Source organism: Streptomyces sp. NBC_00104 (assembly GCF_045160825.1).
Taxonomy (GTDB): Bacteria; Actinomycetota; Actinomycetes; order Streptomycetales; family Streptomycetaceae; genus Streptomyces.
Genome location: NZ_CP108215.1, coordinates 7,073,077 through 7,092,909, shown reverse-complemented (window position 1 = coordinate 7,092,909; position 19,833 = coordinate 7,073,077). Strand labels below are relative to the sequence as shown.

Genomic DNA, 19,833 nt, shown 5'->3' with positions numbered 1-19,833 from the left:
CGCCTCTCACAAGAAGCTCAGCGCAGGCTGCCCACCACCTGACCCAGCACCGGGATGCTCCCGATCGACGGCGCCTGCGCCACCGGTCCGGTCAGGGCCGTCGACGTCAGCGGCTTGAAGTCGGCCAGCTGCGTCCCCACCCCGTTGGCGAGGGGGTCGACCCCGGTTCCGGCCAGCGGGTTGGGCTTGAGGCCGGCGACCGGGCCCGTGACATGGCCGATGGTGCCGGTGAGGGCCTGCAGAGCCGCCTGCGGGTCGACCGTGCCGAGCGAGGTGGGCCGGGTGCGCATCGCGTCGACGACCGGTGCGGCGCCGTCCGCGGCCGCGGCCGTACCGGCGCCCGCGCCGAGCGCGACCCCCGCGGTCGTGACGGCCAGCAACGCGCGCCGTGCGATGGGGTTCTGGGGAGCCGAGAGTCGAGCCATCAGCGGTGCCACCTTCTCCTGTGCGTTTCCACTTCGGAAAGTAATCATGGAGATGCGTACGGTAGTTGAGGTGTGATGTGCGCTCCAAGAGCGACCCGCCGTCTCGGCGAGAGCCGCCCGATGCCTCACACTGGACTCTCGTGAGTTCGCATCCCCCGATACCGACCCGGGTCGTCCTGCTGTCCGGTCCGTCCGGCTCAGGCAAATCCCTCCTCGCCGCCCGCTCCGGCCTGCCCGTGCTGCGGCTCGACGACTTCTACAAGGAGGGCGACGACCCGACGCTGCCGCAGGTGGAGGGCAGTGCGGACATCGACTGGGACCACCCGCTGTCGTGGGACGCGGACGTCGCCGTCGCGGCGATCGAGGAGCTGTGCCGCACGGGCGCCACGACCGTCCCGACGTACGACATCTCCCTCAGCGCGCGCACCGGCGCGGAGGCCCTGCGCATCGAGCGGACCCCGGTGTTCATCGCCGAGGGCATCTTCGCGGCCGAGATCGTCGGGCGCTGCCGTGAACTCGGCCTGCTGGCGGACGCGCTGTGTCTGACCCGGGGTCCGGTGAAGACCTTCCGCCGCCGCTTCCTGCGCGATCTGAAGGAGGGCCGCAAGTCGGTGCCGTTCCTGTTGCGGCGCGGCTGGCGGCTGATGCGCCTGGAGCGCACGATCGTGGCGCGCCAGACGGAGCTGGGCGCCCACCCCTGCGACAGGGACGAGGCGCTGGACCGGCTGGCGGCGGCCGCCGCGGGCCACTGCGCGAAGGCCACGGCCTGACGAGGGCACGGACGACGGCACACATGAAAGCGGGACTGGACGGACCCCCCGGCCCTCCAGTCCCGCTTCCCCCGTGATCCCCGGTGCTCACCGTCGTGGTCCCCCCGGACCCCCGTCGGTTTGCCCCCCGGCCGCCGCGCCGGCGCTCCCCCGCGCCACCGTGACGGCCCTCGTTCCCCCGTGCTCCCCCCGCTTTTCCCCCGTTACCTGCTCCCCCACCCACAGACCTTCAGGCGACAAGCTCCCCGAAGGACTCCTCCTCGTCACGGCCGAAGCTGAGGACCTCGTCCTCGCGCAGCCGGCGGAGCGACCGCCAGATGCTGGACTTCACCGTGCCGACACTGATGTCGAGGATCTCCGCGATCTCCGGGTCGGTTCGGCCCTCGTAGTAACGCAGGACCAGCATCGTCCGCTGGAGTTCGGGGAGCCGGGCGAGCGCCTGCCACAGGACGGCGCGCAGTTCGGTGCCGCGCATCGCGTCCGTGTCGCCGGCGGTCTCCGGCAGTTCCTCGGTCGGGTACTCGTTCAGCTTGCGGCGGCGCCACGCGCTGATGTGCAGATTGGTCATGGTGCGGCGGAGGTAGCCCCCGACCGCGGCCTTGTCACTGATCCGGTCCCACGCCCGGTAGGTCGAGAACAGCGCGCTCTGCAGCAGGTCCTCGGCCTCGAAGCGGTCTCCGGTCAGGTGGTAGGCGGTTGCGTACAGGGAGGCACGACGCTCCTGGACGTAGGCGGTGAACTCCGCCTCCGACACAGACCGGCGTTCCCCCGTGCCCTCCCCGTACGCGGTCCCCGTTCCCCCGTGGGTGACCCCCGTTACCCCCGTGGTGCTTCCCCCCACATGCGCGTCAACCACCGACATGAATGTGGTGTGCTGACGCCCGGTGCCGCGAGCGCACCCCCGCCCGCTCACGGCACCGGACTTCTCCGTGTTCCGGACGACGTCGTGGAGCCGCGTGACAACTGCGCTAGTGCTGGTGCTGTGCAGCGTGTTCATCTCGCGCCCCCCGTCGTGGAGTTCCGGTTGTGGTGCTGTGCTGTGGTGCTGATTGGTGCTTCCCCCGGCTCCGCCCCTTGGTGCTGTCGGGCGGCGTTTCCTTGCCTGTGCCGAAAAGATTGCCCGTTCACCTTCATGGCCGTGTCCGCCGACTGTCACAGAGCTGTCACAGGGGTCGGCCCATGGGCGGGGCCCAGTCGGAGCACAGGCCGATCACAGAGAAGAGTCGTACGGCTACGCGATCGGCACGATCGTGTGCGGGTGTGGAGTGGGAGCGCTCCAACGGTCGATTCGGCGCCATGCCATGGGCCAGAATGAGCCCGTGCCTTCCCTGTTGCTGATCGAGGACGACGACGCCATCCGCACGGCCCTGGAGCTCTCACTGACGCGCCAGGGGCACCGTGTCGCCACCGCCGCCACCGGCGAGGATGGTCTCAAGCTGCTGCGCGAACAGCGGCCGGATCTGATCGTTTTGGACGTGATGCTGCCAGGAATCGACGGCTTCGAGGTGTGCCGACGGATCCGGCGCACCGACCAGCTGCCGATCATCCTGCTGACGGCACGCAGCGACGACATCGACGTCGTGGTGGGCCTGGAGTCCGGCGCGGACGACTACGTGGTCAAGCCCGTGCAGGGGCGGGTGCTGGACGCCCGGATCCGCGCGGTGCTGCGGCGCGGTGAGCGCGAGGCCAACGACGCGGCGACCTTCGGCTCCCTCGTGATCGACCGAGCGGCGATGACCGTGACGAAGAACGGCGAGGACCTCCAGCTGACACCCACCGAGCTGCGGCTGCTCCTGGAGCTGAGCCGCCGCCCGGGACAGGCCCTGTCCCGGCAGCAGTTGCTGCGTCTGGTGTGGGAGCACGACTACCTGGGCGACTCCCGCCTGGTGGACGCGTGTGTGCAGCGGCTGCGCGCCAAGGTCGAGGACGTACCGTCGTCGCCGACCCTGATCCGTACCGTGCGCGGCGTGGGCTACCGGTTGGACACGCCTCAGTGACGAAGGCTCGAGGGGGGATCCGCGGCTGGGCCGCGGCTCGCAGGAAAGTGCAGTCCCGGATCCGTTTCACCAGTCTGCGGCTGCGGTTGGTGGTCGTCTTCGGTCTGGTGGCGCTCACGGCCGCCGTGTCGGCGTCCGGTATCGCGTACTGGCTCAACCGCGAGGCCGTGCAGACGCGCGCGCAGGACGCGGCGCTCAACGACTTCGAGCGGGAGATGCAGAGCCATGTGAGCACGCTGCGCCCGAACCCGACGCAGGACCAACTGCGCATCGCGGCACGGAAGATGACGGACGGCGGCGAGCGTTCCAGCGTGCTGCTCGTCGCCGGGGGCGCCGGCGGGCAGACGGTCTCCGGGTCCTCGACCGACAACGCGCTGGACGGTTTCTCGCTGGAGGACGTGCCGGCGTCCCTCCAGAAAGCCGTCAACAAGCGGCAGAAGCTCACGTCCGGCAACCGGCACGCGTACCACGTGTACTGGCAGCGGGTCATCGACGGCGACACCCCGTATCTGGTGGGCGGCGCGAAGATGATCGGCGGCGGGCCGACCGGCTACATGCGCAAGTCCCTCGCGGAGGAGGCGAAGGACCTCAACTCGCTGGCCTGGTCGCTCGGGATCGCCACGGGTCTGTCGCTGATCGGCTCGGCGCTGCTCGCGCAGGCCGCCGCGACGACCGTACTGAAGCCGGTGCAGCGCCTCGGTGTCGCCGCCCGGCGCCTCGGCGAGGGCAAGCTCGACACCCGGCTGCGCGTCTCCGGCACGGACGAACTGGCCGACCTCTCCCGGACGTTCAATCTCGCGGCGGAGTCGCTGGAGAAGAAGGTCGACGACATGAGCGCCCGCGAGGAGGCGTCCAGACGCTTCGTCGCCGACATGTCCCACGAACTCCGTACACCGCTGACGGCGATCACCGCCGTCACGGAGGTGCTGGAGGAGGAACTGGACGCCGACACGGGCAGCCTCGACCCCATGATCGAACCGGCCGTACGGCTCGTCGTCAGTGAGACCCAGCGTCTCAACACCCTGGTCGAGAACCTGATGGAGGTCACCCGCTTCGACGCGGGCACGGCCCGTCTCGTCCTCGACGACGTGGACATCGCCGACCAGATCACCGCCTGCATCGACGCCCGCGCCTGGCTGGACGCGGTGGACCTCAACGCCGAGCGCGGCATCATCATCAACCTCGACCCGCGCCGCCTCGACGTGATCCTGGCGAACCTGATCGGCAACGCGCTCAAGCACGGCGGCTCCCCGGTGCGCGTCTCGGTGCGCGAAGGCGACAAGAACGACGCGGACCTGCTGATCGAGGTGCGGGACCACGGCCCCGGCATCCCCGAGGACGTCCTCCCGCACGTCTTCGACCGCTTCTACAAGGCGAGCGCCTCCCGCCCCCGCTCCGAGGGCAGCGGTCTCGGCCTGTCCATCGCCCTGGAGAACGCCCACATCCACGGCGGCGGGATCACCGCCGCCAACTCCCCCGAGGGCGGCGCGGTCTTCACCCTCCGCCTGCCCCGCGACGCGGCCTCGCTCATCGCGGAGGAACGGGACGCCGACCAGGGCGACGACGGCCCGCAGGGCACCGAGGGGACCGGTCAGTGACGATACGAGGCGCACGACACCGAGAGGACGCGGGAACACCGGGCGTGCGAGACGTACGGGGCGCACGCGCGCGAGGCGTACGGGTCCTGGCCGCGACCGGGGCCCTGGCCGGGCTGCTCGCCGGCTGCGGCATCCGCGCCACACAGGTACCGACGGACTTCGGGCCGGCGCCGTCGATGGTGCCGTGCGAGCTGTCCGTGACGGACATCGCGACACAGGCGACCCCCTCCGGTGTGCCGGTCGAGGTGTTCCTGCTCTGCTCCGGGGCGCTCGTCCGGGTCAACCGCTCCGTGCAGGTCGCCGAGGGCACGGAGGAGGCCCAGCGGCGCGTCGTCGTCGCACAGGGTCTGCTGGACGCCCTGGCCGGCGACCCCAGCGACATCGAGGACGAGGCCGGCTACAGCACCGCCGTCCCCGTCGGCCTCACGGTGACCGGCCCCGCCCCCGGCGACCCCGAGGACGCCCTGCGCCTGTCCACCGCCCCCGACGCCCTCCCCCGGTACGCCCTGGCCCAGATCGTCTGCACCTTCTCCGACTCCGCGGCCGCCGGCGACAACGGCTCGGTGGTCCTGGGCAGCACGAGCGCCGAGTCACTACGCCGCTACGAGTGCGCGCCGGAGACCCAGACGTCCCCGGGCGCGGGCAACCCGCCCTCGACGGAGGTCAACGGCTCCTGAGCGGGAGCATCGAGGGTTCTCCAGCCCCATGATCTGCCCGTGCGACGCCACTGCCCGGATCACTGCTGACGCCCACTGCCCGGATCACTGCTGACGCCCACTGCCTGGATCACTGCAGAAGAGTCGGCGAGTGAGCCAAAGGGGCGCGCCTGTGTCGAGAGCGCGAGCGCGCGGAGGCCCCGACGAAGGAGGGGTCGAGCACGGTCGCGCTCTCGACACAGGCTTCTGCGCCCCGGCGGCGAACCGAGCCACAAAACAAAGGGGAACCGATCGTGCCGGGGGCGGCGTCTTGGGGGGCGTGCAGCCTCAAGGTACGAACGGCGGTAGCGCCGGGATCCGTGTCCGTGCGGCGGGGGGTGTCCTCCTCGCCGCACATCTCGCGGTCGTTGCCTGGATCACGCTGCGTCCGCTGGACGTCACCTGGATGAGTCCCGCGAATCTGCAGCCGTTCGCGGGGATCAGAGCGGATCTGGCCCTGGGGTGGCCGGAGGCGGCCCACCGGATCGGTGAGGGGCTGGCGCTGCTGGCTCCACTGGGCGTACTGCTGCCGATGAGCCACGGAAGACTGGCCGTGTCGCCGCTCGCGTCGCTGGCCCGGTCGGTCGCGGCCGGGGCGCTGCTGTCGCTGGCGATCGAGCTGTTGCAGACGGGGGTGCCCGGGCAGGTCGTCGACATCGACTCGATCCTGCTGAACGCGGTCGGTGTGGGCCTCGCCCATCTCGTGGTCGTGCCGACGGTCAGGTCGGCGCTGCGGCGGCGGGCCGAGACCCGGGTGCGGGCGGCGCGTCTGCGCCGGGAAGAGCTGTCTCAGGGGCGGACCCCGACGATTCCCAGGGTCGGGATGGCTCCGTAGAGGGACGCTTCGTCCGCTTCGTCACCGTAACGTCGAAAGCGTGGAAAAGAGAGCGGTGGCCGTAGGGAGGCCCCGCCCCACCGTCGGCCCGCGGTCGACGTCCTACGCTGACGAAGGAGTCCTCATGAGCCGCCTCGCCCGCCCCACCGAAGGCCGGATGATCGGCGGAGTGTGCGCCGCGCTGGCACGGCGCTTCGGCACCTCCGCGACCACGATGCGCGTGATCTTCCTGGCGTCGTGTCTGCTTCCGGGCCCGCAGTTCCTGCTCTACATAGCCCTCTGGATCCTCCTCCCCTCGGAAGGCAAGGCCCGCACGGCTTGGTGACGCGCACGGCGGAACGGCCACCTGTCGACCGACCGGCGCGCACACCGACGGGGCGCACCCTTCGAGGGTGCGCCCCGTACGGATGTCACGGTGCGCCTCAGGCGGCGGGGCCACCGAGGGGCAGGCCGTTGAGGCCGACGCCCTTGGCGGGGAGGGTCTTGCCGACGGGGAGGCCGCCGAGCAGTCCGGCGACGGGAGCGGTGGGGCCCTCGGCGAGGACGCCCGCGACGGCGGGCTGTGCGGCCTGGAGACCGGTGCCGAGCGCGCTCTGCCCCTGGGCGAGGGCGCCGGTGGCGGTCGGCAGCGCCTTCGTGACGTTCTCCGCGGGCAGCGCCTGGGTGACGGTACCCAGAGCCTGGGAGGCGTCGGGGGCGGCCGGTGCGCTCGGGGCGGCGTTCGCGGCGCCCGCGCCCGCAGCGGCGATGGCGGCACCGACAACGGCGACACCGAGGGTCTTGGCAGCAGACTGCTTCATGTTGAATGCGTCCTTGGAATGCGTGTGACGGGTGGGGAGCGGTGCCGAAACGTAAACACCAAAGTCCCGCCGGTGGCAACCATCGAAAAGCGGCCGCGTCACCGCCCGCGTGACCGCTTCCCGAAATCGCCGTTCAGCTCTTTTCGTCGACAGAACCACTGGTGGAGAACGTTTGGCGGAACAGCCATTCGGATTTCAACTCGGCATATCCGGGCTTGATCACGTCATTGATCATGGCCAGTCGTTCATCGAAAGGAATGAATGCTGACTTCATAGCATTGACCGAGAACCACTGGATGTCGTCGAGCGTGCAGCCGAAGGCTTCGACAAGGTGCTCGAATTCCCGGCTCATACTGGTGTGGGACATCAGCCGGTTGTCGGTGTTCACGGTGGCCCGGAAGTGCAGTCGCCGCAGCAGCCCGATGGGGTGCTCGGCGTACGAACGGGCGGCGCCGGTCTGGAGGTTGGAGCTGGGGCACAGCTCCAACGGGATGCGCTTGTCACGGACGTAGGAGGCGAGGCGGCCGAGCTTCACGGAGCCGTCCTCGTGGACCTGGATGTCGTCGATGATGCGGACGCCGTGGCCGAGCCGGTCGGCGCCGCACCACTGCAACGCCTGCCAGATGGAGGGGAGTCCGAAGGCTTCACCGGCGTGGATGGTGAAGTGGTTGTTCTCGCGCTTGAGGTACTCGAAGGCGTCGAGGTGACGGGTGGGCGGGTAGCCGGCCTCGGCGCCCGCGATGTCGAAACCGACGACACCCAGGTCGCGGTAGCGGTTGGCGAGTTCGGCGATCTCCAGGGCGCGGGCCGCGTGCCGCATGGCGGTGAGCAGGGCGCCGACGCGGATGCGCCGGCCGTCGACCCTGGCCCGGCGCTCGCCCTCCCGGAACCCCTCGTTGACGGCCTCGACGACCTCTTCGAGGCTCAGTCCGCCTTCGAGGTGCTGTTCGGGGGCGTAGCGGACCTCGGCGTAGACGACGCCGTCCACGGCGAGGTCCTCGGCGCACTCGGCGGCGACGCGGAACAGCGCGTCGCGGGTCTGCATGACGCCGACGGTGTGGGAGAAGGTCTCCAGGTACCGCTCCAGCGAGCCGGAGTCGGCGGCCTCGCGGAACCAGACGCCGAGCCGGTCGGGGTCGGTCTCCGGGAGCTGGGAGTACCCGCTGTCGCGGGCGAGTTCGACGATGGTTCCGGGGCGCAGCCCGCCGTCGAGGTGGTCGTGCAGCAGAACCTTGGGCGCCCGGCGGATCTGGTCCGGATCCGGGGTGTTACCGGTCGGGTCGTTCTGGTTCGTCATTTTCGCACGATAACGCCTACGCGCGTAGAGCGCCTGTCGGGCGGTCCTGTCGATACCCAACGGTGACCCACAGGACGGGTGGCGTACACCCTCTCTTCTGAGACTGTTCTGTCATGGCGCAGCAAGCAATGCCGGTCCGTACGCCCCGACTTGGGCGGACGATCGGCCCCGAGCCGAGCACGGTCAGCGGAGTCGTCCTGCTGCTCCCGGCCGGTGACGAGGCATCCCCCCGCAGACCCTCCCCCATGATGGCCACGGCCTCCGTGCGCGCACTGGGCCGCCGGCTCGCCCGCGCGGGACGTACGGAGGGGCTGGCGGTCCATGTCGTCCACTACCGCTACCGGGGCTGGAACGGTACGGAGGCGCGGCTCGCGCGGGACGCCGAGTGGGCCGCCGACGAGGTGGTCCGGCGTTATGGAGACGTGCCGGTGTGTCTCGCCGGGCTCCACATGGGGGCGCGGGCGGCGCTGCGCGCGGGTGGGCACGAGGCCGTCAACTCCGTGCTGGCCATCGCTCCTTGGTTGCCCGAGGAGGATGTGGCCGCGCCGCCCGAACCGGTGAAGCAGCTGGCGGGGCGGCGGGTGCTGATCGTGCACGGGACGAATGACGAGCGGGTGGATCCTGAGCTGTCGTTCCGCTACGCGGCGCGGGCGAAGAAGACGAACCCCGACATCTGCCGCTTCGAGGTGCACGCGGACCGGCACGCGTTGACGCAGTACCGGGACGAGGTGCATGCGTTGGCTGCGGATTTCGTGATGGGGGTGCTGTTCGGGAGGGCTTTCTCCCGGCCGGTGGAGGATGCGTTGGCCGCGCCGCCGCCGTTGGGGCTGCGGATGCCGCTCGCCTCCGGCTTCGGCCGACAGCGCTCACGTCAGGGGGGCTGAGGTCGTCTCGCGGCTGCGGGCCGTTGTCGGCTGATCGCGCGGTTCCCCGCCCCCCTCGCGGGGCACGGTCGGTGGCCTCAGTCGTGGAGCAGGCGGCCTCTTCTTGACAGGAGGAACTTCTTGAAAGCCGCCACCGGGGGTGTGTCCGGGTGGCCGTCCAGCCATGCGACGCCGATTTCCCGGGCCGCGCGGGGGGCCGTGACCGTCAGCTCCACCACCCCTGGTCTCGGGACGGCCGGTGGGGGAAGGAGGGCCACGCCCAGGCCCGCCGCCACCAGGCCCCTCAGCGTTTCCGCCTCCTCGCCCTCGAAGGCGATGCGGGGCTTGAAGCCGGCCTCCTTGCAGAGGTCGTCGGTGATGCGGCGCATGCCGTAGCCGGGTTCGAGGGTGACGAAGGTTTCGTCGGCGGCCTCGGCGAGGCGGACGCGCTTGCGGGCGGCGAGGCGGTGGTCGGCGGGGACGACGAGGCGGAGCTTCTGTTCGTCGAGGCGGCGGGCCACCAGGTCGGGCGCGTCCGGGACGGGGGACGTGAGGCAGAGGTCGAGTTCGCCGGCGCGCAGGCGTTCGAGCATGGCCTCGCCGTAGTTCTGGACGAGGCTGAAGCGGACGCGGGGGTGTTCGGCGCGGAAGGCCTGGAGGAGGCCGGGGACGGTCTCGGCGCCCAGGGTGTGCAGGAATCCGAAGGCGACCTTGCCGGTGGCGGGGTCGGCGTCGGCGCGGACCTCGTCGGCGGCTCGCTCGATCTCGGCGAGGGCGCGTTCCACGGAGGCGTGGAAGGTGCGTCCGGCGTGGGTGAGGGAGACCGTGCGCCCCCGGCGTGCGAACAGGTCGACACCCAGGTCCTGTTCCAGCCGGACCATCGCCCGTGACAGCGTCGACTGCGGAACCCGCATCTCCTGTGCGGCCCGGGTGACGTGCTCGGTGCGGGCGACTCCGGCGAAGTAGGCGAGGCGGGGGGCCAGGCGCAGGACCATGTCCTCGAGGTCGACGGCGCCTTCGGTGGCGCCGGCGCGATCGATGGTATGGGCATCGAATTGTTTTGTGTCACTGGACTGTGACAGCTGCCGTCCTGACCTCTGTTGATGCGTCACGGGAACGATTATGGGGGTTCCATGCATTGGACGGATGAGTGGTGCCGTCCGTAGTTTCGAGGCATGCCTTCCGCCAGTACCGAGGCGTCCACCACCGTGGGCGCCGTATCAGCCACGTCCGACACGTCCGACCGTTCGCCCGCCGCCGACTCCCGGGTGGCCCCCGGTGGGCCCGGCTACCGCCGCATGAGTCTGGCGCTGTTCCTCGCGGGTGTCGCGACCTTCGCCCTCCTCTACTCCACGCAGGCTCTGCTGCCGCTGATCTCTGACGGCTTCGGGACGACGGCGAGTGCGGCGAGCTGGACGGTGTCGGCGGCGACCGGTGCGCTGGCGCTGTTCGTGCTGCCGATGAGCGCGCTGTCGGAGCGGTTCGGGCGGCGTGCGGTGATGACGGCGTCGCTGGTGGTCGCGGTGACGGTCGGGCTGCTGATCCCCTTCGCGCCCTCGCTGGGGGCGCTGGTGGTGCTGCGGGCCGTGCAGGGCGCGGCGCTGGCCGGTGTGCCGGCTTCGGCGACCGCCTACCTCGCCGAGGAGGTCCGCCCCAAGGCGCTCATCACCGCGATCGGTCTCTTCGTCGCCGGCAACAGCGTCGGGGGCATGAGCGGGCGGGTCGTCACCGGGTGGGTCGCCCAGGAGTGGGGCTGGCGGGTCGCGCTGGGGGTGCTCGGGGTGATCGCCGTGGGGTGCGCGGTGGCCTTCCGGCTGCTGCTGCCGGCGCCGAAGCACTTCGTGGCGGGGTCGCTGCGGCCTCGGGTGCTGGGCCGTACGGTCCGGGCGCATCTCGGGAATCCGCTGCTGTGCCGGTTGTACGCGATCGGCGCGCTGTTCATGGCGGTCTTCGGTGGCATCTACACGGTCATCGGTTACCGGCTGGCCGACGCCCCCTTCTCCCTTCCGCAGGGGGTCATCGGCTCGATCTTCCTCGTGTACCTGGTGGGTACGGTGTCGGCGTCCACCGCCGGGAGGCTGGCGGGGCGGCTCGGGCGGCGGGGCGCGCTCTATCTCGCGGGTGGTACGACGACCGCCGGGCTGGTGGTGTCGTTGTCCGACTCGCTGGGGCTGGTGCTGGTGGGGCTGGTGCTCATCACGGCCGGGTTCTTCGCGGGGCACGCGGTCGCTTCGTCGTCGGTGAGTCATACGGCGAAGGAGGGGCGGGCACAGGCTTCCGCGCTGTATCAGTCGGCGTATTACGTGGGGTCCAGTGCGGGGAGCACGCTCGGGGCGGTGGCCTTCCATGCGGGGGGTTGGGGCGGGACCGTTTCGATGGGGCTGTTGGCTGTGCTCGGGGTCGTGGGGATCACCGTGGTCGGGTCGCATGCGGCTCGGCGTGGGCCGGTGCCGGTGCACTGAGTTCCTTGCGCACCCCGCCGCCCCTACCCGTCCCGTCCCCAGGGGGCTGCGCGCCCCTTCGACCCCCACAGTGCGGGTCCGTCGTGGTTGCTCGCGCAGTTCCCCGCGCCCCTGAAGGGCATGCGGCCCTTCAGGGGCGCGGGGAACCGCGCGGCCCGCCCCCATCCGGCCTCAGACCGCACACAACCCACCTGACCTGCCCTTTCCTTCCTTCGGCAGGCCGTTGTCAGTGGGCTGCGGTAGCTTCCGAGGTGTTGGTACGCACAGGTACGCCACAGGGGTGGGTTGGCCATGAGTGACGGTACGGCGACAGCGACGGCGGAGCTCGACGTCCGGTTGGAGAAGCACCGGGTCGAGCTGACCGGGTACTGCTATCGGATGCTCGGCTCGTCCTTCGAGGCGGAGGACGCCGTGCAGGACACGATGATCCGCGCCTGGCGGAGCTACGAGAAGTTCGAGGGGCGGTCCTCGCTGCGGTCGTGGCTCTATCGGATCGCCACGAATGTCTGTCTGGACATGCTGACCGCCGGGAACAAGCGGGCCCGGCCCATGGACCTCACCGAGTCCACACCTCTGGCCCAGGCCGCCCTCGCCCCCCGCCCCGACAACACCTGGCTGGAGCCGGTGCCGGATGCGCGGGTGCTGCCGACGACCGGTGATCCGGCGGAGGCCGCCGTGGCGAAGGAGTCCGTGCGGCTGGCGTTCGTGGCGGCGTTGCAGAAGCTGCCGTCGAAGCAGCGTGCGGTGCTGATTCTGCGTGAGGTGCTGGCGTGGCGGGCGAGTGAGGTCGCCGAGCTGCTCGACACCTCCGTCGCCTCGGTGAACAGCGCCCTGCAGCGGGCCCGCGCGACCCTCGCCGAGGGCGACGGGCAGGTCGCGGCGGCCGATGTCTCCGACCCGCTCGACGAGGAGCAGCAGAAGCTGCTGGAGCGCTATGTGGCCGCCTTCGAGGGGTACGACATGGCGGCGCTGACGGCCCTGCTGCACGAGGACGCGGTCATGACGATGCCGCCGTTCGACCTGTGGCTGACCGGCACGAGCGACATCACCGGGTTCATGACCACGCTCGGCGCGCCCTGCGCCGGATCACACCTCGTGCCGGTCGCGGTGAACGGCCTGCCGGGCTTCGCGCAGTACAAGCCGGACCCGGAGAAGGGCGGCTTCAGCGCCTGGGCCGTGCAGGTGCTGGAGATCTCAGAGGGCCGGATCGCCGGATTCCACTGCTTCCTCGACACCGCCCGCTGGTTCCCCCTCTTCGACCTGCCCCTCCACCTCGAAGGCAAGCCCGACCAGGCGCAGTAGCGCGCACAGCGCCGGGTCGGGGTCCCGCAGGCGTATCCGGCCCCCGGCCCGCCGCGCCGCGAGCTGCAGCCGGGCCAGTACGTCGACGGCGCCCAGACCCGGCGGCCCGATGCCTGCGACGTCGCACACCAGCACCCCGCTTCCGGTCCCCTTCAGTCGCGCGCGTACGTCGGCACAGAGCCGAGGCACCTCGTCCCGGGTGACGGGGCCTGGCAGTACGAGTACGGCGGGTGTCGTCGCGTCCACGATCTGTAGACCAGGCCAGGTCGCACAATTCATCGGTGCGTGAGGACACCCTCGTCCCGGCGGACCTACTTGGTGGGGAACACGCTCGTGTCCAGCGTGAACGCGAAGGGCTCGGGGAGTTCGATCGGGTCGCCGAATTTGCCCGCGCGCAGCACGCGGTGGACATCGCCCTTCGGCTCGCCGTAGAGCGTCACCGTCGGACCGCCCGGCGCCCAGCTGTCGATGAGCAGGTACAGGGGGACTCCCGCCTGTGCGTAGCCCGCCGCCTTCTTGATCCGGTCGTTGCTCGCGTTGGACTTCGAGGTGATCTCGACGACCAGTTCGGCGGCGGCTGCGGGGATGTAGTTGCCGTCTCCTTCGGCGTGCAGGGCATCCCTGGGCGCCACAGCGAGGTCAGGAATGTAGAGCCCGGCACGAGACGGTACGGCCGCGCCCAGCGTCTGATAGATCCCCCAGTCTTCAGGGATCTCCCGATAGAGGCGACGCTGCACGCGGTCGGCAATGTCGTTGTGGGCGTTGGACGGCGGTGGTGCCACGGTGACGATCCCCTCGATGATCTCCACCTTGCAGCCCTCGGGGGCGTCCGTCTCCTGCCAGATCCGGACGAGGTCGTCCCACTCGTGGCCACTGGCCGTCGTGTGGTCGACAGTGAGTGCGCTCATGGCGGTTCTCCAATCGGTGCGTCACCGACTACAGCATGCCGAACGGGACCGGTGGCGGTCCACCGATCCCGTTCACCCGAATGGGAAATGACCAGGTCAGGCGATACGTTCCAGCACCACCGGCGACGCCGTGAACGGCGTGCCCGGGGCCCCGATGTCGTACGAGCCCTCCACGGCCCGCAGGGCGTACTCGAAGCGCTCCGGGGTGTCGGTGTGGAGGGTGAGGAGGGGCTGTCCCTCGGTCACCGTGTCCCCGGGCTTGGCGTGCATCTCGACGCCGGCGCCGGCCTGGACCGGGTCCTCCTTGCGGGCGCGTCCGGCACCGAGACGCCAGGCCGCTATGCCGATGTCGTAGGCGTCGAGACGGGTCAGGACGCCGGAGGCGGGCGCCTTCACCACGTGCTGTTCGCGAGACGTCGGGAGCGGAGCATTCGGGTCACCGCCCTGAGCCGCGATCATGTGGCGCCAGGCGTCCATCGCCGAGCCGTCGGCCAGCGCCTTCGCCGGGTCGGCGTCCGTCACTCCGGCGGCGTCCAGCATCTCGCGGGCCAGGGCGATGGTGAGTTCCACGACGTCCGCCGGGCCGCCGCCCGCCAGGACCTCGACCGACTCACGCACCTCCAGCGCGTTGCCCGCCGTCAGGCCGAGGGGGGTGGACATGTCCGTCAGGAGGGCGACCGTCTTCACACCGTGGTCCGTGCCCAGGCCGACCATCGTGGAGGCCAGTTCGCGGGCGTCCTCGATGGTCTTCATGAAGGCTCCGGTGCCCACCTTCACGTCCAGCACCAGGGAGCCCGTGCCCTCCGCGATCTTCTTCGACATGATGGAGGAGGCGATCAGGGGTATCGCCTCCACCGTTCCCGTCACGTCCCGCAGCGCGTAGAGCTTCTTGTCCGCCGGGGCCAGGCCGTCGCCGGCCGCGCAGATGACCGCGCCGACCTCGTCCAGGACGCTCAGCATCTCCTCGTTGGAGAGCAGGGCGCGCCAGCCCGGGATGGACTCCAGCTTGTCGAGGGTGCCGCCGGTGTGGCCGAGGCCGCGGCCCGAGAGCTGGGGGACGGCGGCGCCGCAGGCCGCCACCAGGGGGGCGAGGGGCAGGGTGATCTTGTCGCCGACACCGCCCGTGGAGTGCTTGTCGGCGGTGGGGCGGGACAGGGACGAGAAGTCCATGCGCTCGCCGGAGGCGATCATCGCGGCCGTCCAGCGGGCGATCTCGCGGCGGTCCATGCCGTTGAGGAGGATCGCCATGTTGAGGGCGGCCATCTGGTAGTCGGCGACCTCGCCGCGGGTGTACGCGTCGATGACCCAGTCGATCTGTTCGTCGCTGAGTTCGCCGCGGTCCCGCTTGGTGCGGATGACGGAGATGGCATCCATGGACAGAGACGTCATGGCGTTCCCTTCGAGGGTTTTCGAAAGCGATCCGGTGATGAGCTGCGGATCGGGAAAGTGCGCGGCCCCTCCGACCGTTCGTCAGGAGGGGCCGCACGGGAGTCACTTGGTGAGATGGTCCGGGCCGAAGGCCTGGGGCAGCATCTCCGAGAGGGGCAGGATTCCCGCCGGGGTCTCCAGCAGCAGATCCGGGCCGCCGAACTCGTACAGCAGTTGCCGGCAGCGGCCGCACGGGACGAGGATCTCGCCCTTGCCGTCCACGCAGGTGAAGTGGGTGAGACGGCCGCCGCCGCTGTTCTGCAGCTCCGAGACCAGGCCGCACTCCGCGCACAGGCCGAGGCCGTACGAGGCGTTCTCCACGTTGCAGCCGGAGACGATCCGCCCGTCGTCGACGAGGGCGGCCACGCCGACCGGGTAACCGGAGTACGGGGCGTACGCCCGGGACATGGCGTCCCGGGCCACCGTACGGAGCCCGGCCCAGTCGACGGCGGTCACTTGCCCTGTCCCTTCCGGTACGGCATGCCGTCCGCCTTCGGCATCCGCAGCCGCTGGGCGGAGAGCGCGAGGACGATCAGGGTGATGACGTACGGCGTGGCGGCGACGACCTGGTTGGGTACCTCGTTGGTGGTCGCGTACCAGGTGTAGACCAGGGCGCCGATCACGAAGGTGATCGCGGCCGGGACGTACTTCTTGCGGACCGCCTGCCAGATGGCGCCGATGATCAGCAGCAGGGCGCCGAGGAGCAGCAGGGCGTGGACGTTCTCGGAGCCGCCGCGCAGGTTGAGGCTGTCGGTGTAGCCGAAGAGGCCGGCGCCGAGGGCGAGGCCGCCCGGCATCCAGTTGCCGAAGATCATCGCGGCGAGACCGATGTAACCGCGTCCGCTGGTCTGGCCCTCCAGGTAGAAGGGGTTGGCGACGATGGAGAGGAAGGCGCCGCCGAGGCCGGCCAGACCGCCGGAGATGATCACGGCGAGGTACTTGTACTTGTAGACGTTGACGCCGAGGGACTCGGCGGCGATCGGGTTCTCGCCGCAGGAGCGCAGGCGCAGACCGAAGGCGGTGCGCCACAGGATCCACCAGGTGGCGGGGATCAGCGCGACGGCGACGAGGGTCAGCCAGGAGACGTTGGTGACCAGACCGCCGAGCAGGCCGGCGAGGTCGGAGACGAAGAACCAGCCCTTCTCGTTGAGGGTCTGGAGCGCGTCCGACAGTCCGGGCACCGTGAAGTCGCCGAGGGAGTCGACCGGCGGGGACTGCTTGGCCGAGCCGCCCTGGTGGCCCTCGAAGGCGAGGGGCGCGAGGTAGCGGGTGGCGCCGAGGGCGAGGATGTTGATGGCCACACCGGAGACGATGTGGTTGACGTTGAAGGTGACGGTGACGAAGGCGTGCAGCAGACCGCCGAGCGCACCGCCGGCGATGCCGACCAGGACACCGGTCCACGGGCCGTACTGGAAGCCGGCCCAGGCACCGAACCAGGTGCCGAGGATCATCATGCCTTCGAGGCCGATGTTGACCACGCCCGCACGCTCGGCCCACAGACCGCCGAGACCGGCCAGGCCGATCGGGACGGCCAGCTCCAGCGCGGTGGACATCTGGCTGACGTTGGTGATGCCGTCGGCACCGGTGATGATGCGGACGATCGAGGTGAGTGCCAGGACGCCGGCGACGACCAGCAGCAGCACGGGCAGCGACAGCTTGCGGCCGGTCGGGGCGGCCGGCTGCAGCGAGGGCTGGTTGACGTCGGTCGCGGTGGTGCTCGTGGTCATCGGCCCGACACCTCCTTCTTGACGTTGTTGTTGTCGGAGGCGTCCGCGCCCAGGACGTTGCCCGCGGCGAGCTCGGCGCCGACCCGGCGCTGCTGGCGGCGCAGGCCCCACTCGCGCACGGTCTCGTAACTGACGACGACCGAGAGCACGATCAGGCCCTGCATGATGACCGCGATCTCCTTGTCGTAGTCGTGGAAGTCCAGCTCGGGCGAGGCCTTGTCGAGCCAGGCCCACAGCAGGGCCGCGAAGGCGATGCCGACCGGGCTGTTGCGGCCGAGCAGGGCGATGCCGATGCCGAGGAAGCCGATGCCGGTGGGGAAGTTGAGGCTGTAGGTGTGGGTGTCGCCGAGCAGGATGGGCAGACCCGCGAGGCCGGCGATGCCGCCGGAGATCAGCATGGCGGTGAGCACCATGCGCCCCGGGTCGACGCCGCTGGCCGCGGCGGCCGTCTCCGAGGCACCGGAGGCGCGCAGGTCGAAGCCGAAGCGGGTGCGGCTGAGGACGATCCAGTAGCCGATGCCGAGCAGTACGGCGAGGACGACCATGCCGTAGATCTCGCCGGCCGCGCCGATGTCGATGCCGGGCACCCAGCCGGACTCGGCCATCTCGCCGGTGGTGTTGTTGTTGCCGACCTTGACGCCGAAGACGTTCGGCAGCCAGAGGTAGCCGATGACGGAGGTGGCGATCGCGTTCAGCATGATCGTCGCGACGACCTCGCTGACGCCCCGGGTGACCTTGAGGACACCGGCGATGCCGGCCCAGAAGGCACCGGTGAGGATCGCGGTGAGCATCAGCAGCGGGATCTGGAGGAACGCCGGCAGGTCGACGTGGGCGCCGACGATCGCCGCCGCCATGGCGCCGAGCAGGTACTGGCCGTCGACACCGATGTTGAACAGGTTCATCCGGAAGCCGATGGCCACCGCGAGGGCCGCGACGTAGTACAGCGAGGCCTGGTTGATGATCCGGACCTGGATGTCGGAGAACGAGGCCTGCTCGAACATGATCGCGAACGGCTCGACCGGGTTCTTGCCGGAGGCCAGCAGCACGATCGCGGTCAGCGCGAAGGCCACGGCGAGCGCGAGGACCGGACCGGCCACCGCGAGGAGCACGCGCTCCTTGTCGAACTTCTTCATCAGCGGGCCTCGTCTTCCGGAGACTCGGGAGCCTTGCTCGGGGTCTCGGGGGTCTCTTCGTGTTCGAGGTGGCCGGTGGCGGCGCCGGTCATGGCCGAGCCCAGCTCCTCGGGGGTGATGGTGGCCGGGTCGGCGTCGGCGACCAGCTTGCCGTTGTAGATCACCCGGAGGGTGTCGGACAGGCCGATCAGCTCGTCCAGGTCGGCGGAGATCAGCAGCACCGCCAGGCCCTCGCGGCGGGCCTCGCGGATCTGGTCCCAGATCTGGGCCTGCGCGCCGACGTCCACACCGCGGGTGGGGTGGGCGGCGATCAGGAAGCGCGGCTTGTGGCTCATCTCGCGGCCGACGATCAGCTTCTGCTGGTTGCCGCCGGAGAGGGAGGCGGCGGTGACGTCGATGCCGGGGGTGCGGACGTCGTACTCGGCGACGATCCGGCGCGTGTCCTCCTGGGCGGCCTTCGGGTCGAGCCAGACGCCCTTGGCGTTGGGCCGCTCGGTCACATGGCCGAGGATACGGTTCTCCCAGAGGGGGGCCTCCAGGAGCAGACCGTGCCGGTGGCGGTCCTCGGGGATGTAGCCGACGCCCTGCTCGCGGCGCTTGCGCGTGGCCCAGGTGGTGATCTCCTCCTCGGCGAGCGAGATCGTGCCGGAGTCGGCGGACTTCAGGCCGATCAGCGCGTCGACCAGCTCGGTCTGGCCGTTGCCCTCGACGCCCGCCAGGCCCAGGACCTCGCCCGCGTGGATGGTGAAGGTGATGTCGTCGAGCAGCGCCTTGCCGCCGACGGCCTCCAGGCGCAGGTCCTTGACGGTGAGTACGGGGCGGTCGGTGACCGTGGACTCCGCCGTCTCGGGGGTGGGTAGCTCGCTGCCGACCATCAGCTCGGCGAGCTGGCGCGGGGTGGTCTCGGCGGGGACGGCCGTACCGACGGTCGTGCCGCGCCGGATGACGGTGATCTCGTCGGCGACCGACAGCACCTCGCCCAGCTTGTGCGAGATGAAGATGACCGCCAGGCCCTGCGTCTTGAGCTCGCGCAGGTTGGCGAAGAGCGCCTCGACCTCCTGCGGCACGAGCACGGCGGTCGGCTCGTCCAGGATCAGGGTGCGGGCGCCGCGGAAGAGGACCTTGAGGATCTCCACGCGCTGGCGCTCGGCGACGCCCAGCTCCTCGACCAGGACGTCGGGGCGGACCCCGAAGCCGTACCGGTCGGAGATCTCCTTGATCTTGCGGCGGGCCTTGGCGCCGATGCCGTACAGCTTCTCGCTGCCGAGGACCACGTTCTCCAGGACCGTGAGGTTGTCAGCGAGCATGAAGTGCTGGTGCACCATGCCGATGCCGCGCACGATGGCGTCGGCCGGGGACGAGAACGAGACCTGCTCGCCGTCGACCGCGATGGTTCCCTCGTCCGGCTTCTGCATGCCGTAGAGGATCTTCATCAGGGTCGACTTGCCGGCGCCGTTCTCCCCGACGAGGGCGTGGACCGTGCCCTTGCGGACGGTGAGGTGGATGTCGTGGTTGGCCACCACACCGGGGAATCGCTTGGTGATCCCGGCGAGTTCGACGGCGGTCACCTGACCGTTGACCGCCACGTCGGCC

The 19,833-nt window shown here is 70.5% G+C and carries 21 protein-coding genes; 9 read left to right on the top strand and 12 right to left on the bottom strand.

Translation table 11 applies throughout. From position 1 onward, the window contains the following. Positions 1-17 precede the first annotated feature (17 nt). Positions 18-425 (bottom strand): hypothetical protein, encoded by a 408-nt coding sequence (locus OG272_RS31245; RefSeq protein ID WP_326578238.1) that lies wholly within the window; start codon positions 423-425, stop codon positions 18-20. A 140-nt stretch (positions 426-565) separates the two neighbouring features. On the opposite strand from OG272_RS31245, the gene OG272_RS31240 reads away from it, so the two are divergent. Continuing rightward, the gene (locus OG272_RS31240; RefSeq protein WP_327728054.1) at positions 566-1,195 is read left to right on the top strand and encodes a uridine kinase; all 630 of its coding nucleotides are present in this window, start codon (positions 566-568) and stop codon (positions 1,193-1,195) included. Positions 1,196-1,424: 229 nt separating this feature from the next. Here the strand turns inward: OG272_RS31240 and OG272_RS31235 are convergent, their stop codons facing one another. Further along, positions 1,425-2,192: a SigE family RNA polymerase sigma factor gene (locus tag OG272_RS31235; RefSeq protein WP_326578242.1), complete on the bottom strand. Its 768-nt coding sequence runs from the start codon at positions 2,190-2,192 to the stop codon at positions 1,425-1,427. A 322-nt stretch (positions 2,193-2,514) separates the two neighbouring features. On the opposite strand from OG272_RS31235, the gene afsQ1 reads away from it, so the two are divergent. From afsQ1 to OG272_RS31210, 5 genes are all read left to right on the top strand, one after another. Next, positions 2,515-3,192, top strand: coding sequence for a two-component system response regulator AfsQ1 (afsQ1, locus tag OG272_RS31230; protein WP_013001223.1), 678 nt, complete (start codon positions 2,515-2,517; stop codon positions 3,190-3,192). Further along, on the top strand, positions 3,189-4,790 hold the full coding sequence (locus OG272_RS31225; protein WP_405895316.1) for an ATP-binding protein: 1,602 nt from the start codon (positions 3,189-3,191) through the stop codon (positions 4,788-4,790). Before afsQ1 ends, OG272_RS31225 begins: the two co-directional genes overlap by 4 nt. 44 nt (positions 4,791-4,834) lie before the next feature. Next, positions 4,835-5,467 carry a hypothetical protein gene (locus OG272_RS31220; RefSeq protein WP_405895315.1) on the top strand — a complete coding sequence of 211 codons (633 nt, stop codon included), beginning with the start codon at positions 4,835-4,837 and terminating at the stop codon, positions 5,465-5,467. A 298-nt stretch (positions 5,468-5,765) separates the two neighbouring features. After that, positions 5,766-6,320, top strand: coding sequence for a VanZ family protein (locus OG272_RS31215; RefSeq protein ID WP_405895314.1), 555 nt, complete (start codon positions 5,766-5,768; stop codon positions 6,318-6,320). A gap of 124 nt (positions 6,321-6,444) precedes the next feature. Then, positions 6,445-6,645, top strand: a complete 201-nt coding sequence (locus tag OG272_RS31210; RefSeq protein WP_326578254.1) for a PspC domain-containing protein — start codon at positions 6,445-6,447, stop codon at positions 6,643-6,645. Between the two features lie 97 nt (positions 6,646-6,742). Here OG272_RS31210 and OG272_RS31205 read toward each other — a convergent pair whose 3' ends face one another. Both OG272_RS31205 and OG272_RS31200 read right to left on the bottom strand, forming a co-directional pair. Further along, complete coding sequence (locus tag OG272_RS31205) at positions 6,743-7,120, bottom strand: ATP-binding protein (RefSeq protein ID WP_327728057.1); 378 nt, start codon at positions 7,118-7,120, stop codon at positions 6,743-6,745. Positions 7,121-7,253: 133 nt separating this feature from the next. Continuing rightward, a complete protein-coding gene (locus OG272_RS31200) occupies positions 7,254-8,417 on the bottom strand; it encodes an adenosine deaminase (protein WP_405895313.1) in 1,164 nt (387 codons plus the stop codon). 113 nt (positions 8,418-8,530) lie between these two features. Here OG272_RS31200 and OG272_RS31195 point away from each other — a divergent pair, with 113 nt between their 5' ends. Further along, positions 8,531-9,301 carry an alpha/beta hydrolase gene (locus tag OG272_RS31195; RefSeq protein ID WP_327728059.1) on the top strand — a complete coding sequence of 257 codons (771 nt, stop codon included), beginning with the start codon at positions 8,531-8,533 and terminating at the stop codon, positions 9,299-9,301. Between the two features lie 77 nt (positions 9,302-9,378). On the opposite strand, the gene OG272_RS31190 is transcribed toward OG272_RS31195, so the two are convergent. Beyond that, positions 9,379-10,392 (bottom strand): LysR substrate-binding domain-containing protein, encoded by a 1,014-nt coding sequence (locus tag OG272_RS31190; RefSeq protein WP_405895312.1) that lies wholly within the window; start codon positions 10,390-10,392, stop codon positions 9,379-9,381. A 63-nt stretch (positions 10,393-10,455) separates the two neighbouring features. Here OG272_RS31190 and OG272_RS31185 point away from each other — a divergent pair, with 63 nt between their 5' ends. Together OG272_RS31185 and OG272_RS31180 are read left to right on the top strand one after the other, a co-directional pair. Further along, complete coding sequence (locus OG272_RS31185; protein ID WP_327728061.1) at positions 10,456-11,742, top strand: MFS transporter; 1,287 nt, start codon at positions 10,456-10,458, stop codon at positions 11,740-11,742. Positions 11,743-12,033: 291 nt separating this feature from the next. Then, positions 12,034-13,044, top strand: a complete 1,011-nt coding sequence (locus OG272_RS31180; RefSeq protein ID WP_327728062.1) for a sigma-70 family RNA polymerase sigma factor — start codon at positions 12,034-12,036, stop codon at positions 13,042-13,044. On the opposite strand, the gene OG272_RS31175 is transcribed toward OG272_RS31180, so the two are convergent. The 7 genes from OG272_RS31175 to OG272_RS31145 form a co-directional block, all read right to left on the bottom strand. After that, positions 12,937-13,323 (bottom strand): STAS domain-containing protein, encoded by a 387-nt coding sequence (locus OG272_RS31175; protein ID WP_327728063.1) that lies wholly within the window; start codon positions 13,321-13,323, stop codon positions 12,937-12,939. The genes OG272_RS31180 and OG272_RS31175 overlap by 108 nt on opposite strands. 32 nt (positions 13,324-13,355) lie before the next feature. Beyond that, positions 13,356-13,952, bottom strand: a complete 597-nt coding sequence (locus OG272_RS31170; protein WP_327728064.1) for a Uma2 family endonuclease — start codon at positions 13,950-13,952, stop codon at positions 13,356-13,358. Positions 13,953-14,048: 96 nt separating this feature from the next. After that, positions 14,049-15,332, bottom strand: a complete 1,284-nt coding sequence (locus OG272_RS31165; RefSeq protein ID WP_326585648.1) for a thymidine phosphorylase — start codon at positions 15,330-15,332, stop codon at positions 14,049-14,051. 111 nt (positions 15,333-15,443) lie between these two features. Then, entirely contained in the window at positions 15,444-15,836 is a 393-nt protein-coding gene (locus OG272_RS31160; protein WP_326578272.1) for a cytidine deaminase, read from the bottom strand. After that, on the bottom strand, positions 15,833-17,107 hold the full coding sequence (locus tag OG272_RS31155) for an ABC transporter permease (RefSeq protein WP_327728065.1): 1,275 nt from the start codon (positions 17,105-17,107) through the stop codon (positions 15,833-15,835). The genes OG272_RS31160 and OG272_RS31155 overlap by 4 nt, the downstream gene beginning before the upstream one ends. Then, the gene (locus OG272_RS31150; RefSeq protein WP_326578276.1) at positions 17,104-18,240 is read right to left on the bottom strand and encodes an ABC transporter permease; all 1,137 of its coding nucleotides are present in this window, start codon (positions 18,238-18,240) and stop codon (positions 17,104-17,106) included. Before OG272_RS31150 ends, OG272_RS31155 begins: the two co-directional genes overlap by 4 nt. Further along, positions 18,240-19,808: an ABC transporter ATP-binding protein gene (locus OG272_RS31145; RefSeq protein WP_326585649.1), complete on the bottom strand. Its 1,569-nt coding sequence runs from the start codon at positions 19,806-19,808 to the stop codon at positions 18,240-18,242. Before OG272_RS31145 ends, OG272_RS31150 begins: the two co-directional genes overlap by 1 nt. Positions 19,809-19,833 lie beyond the last annotated feature (25 nt).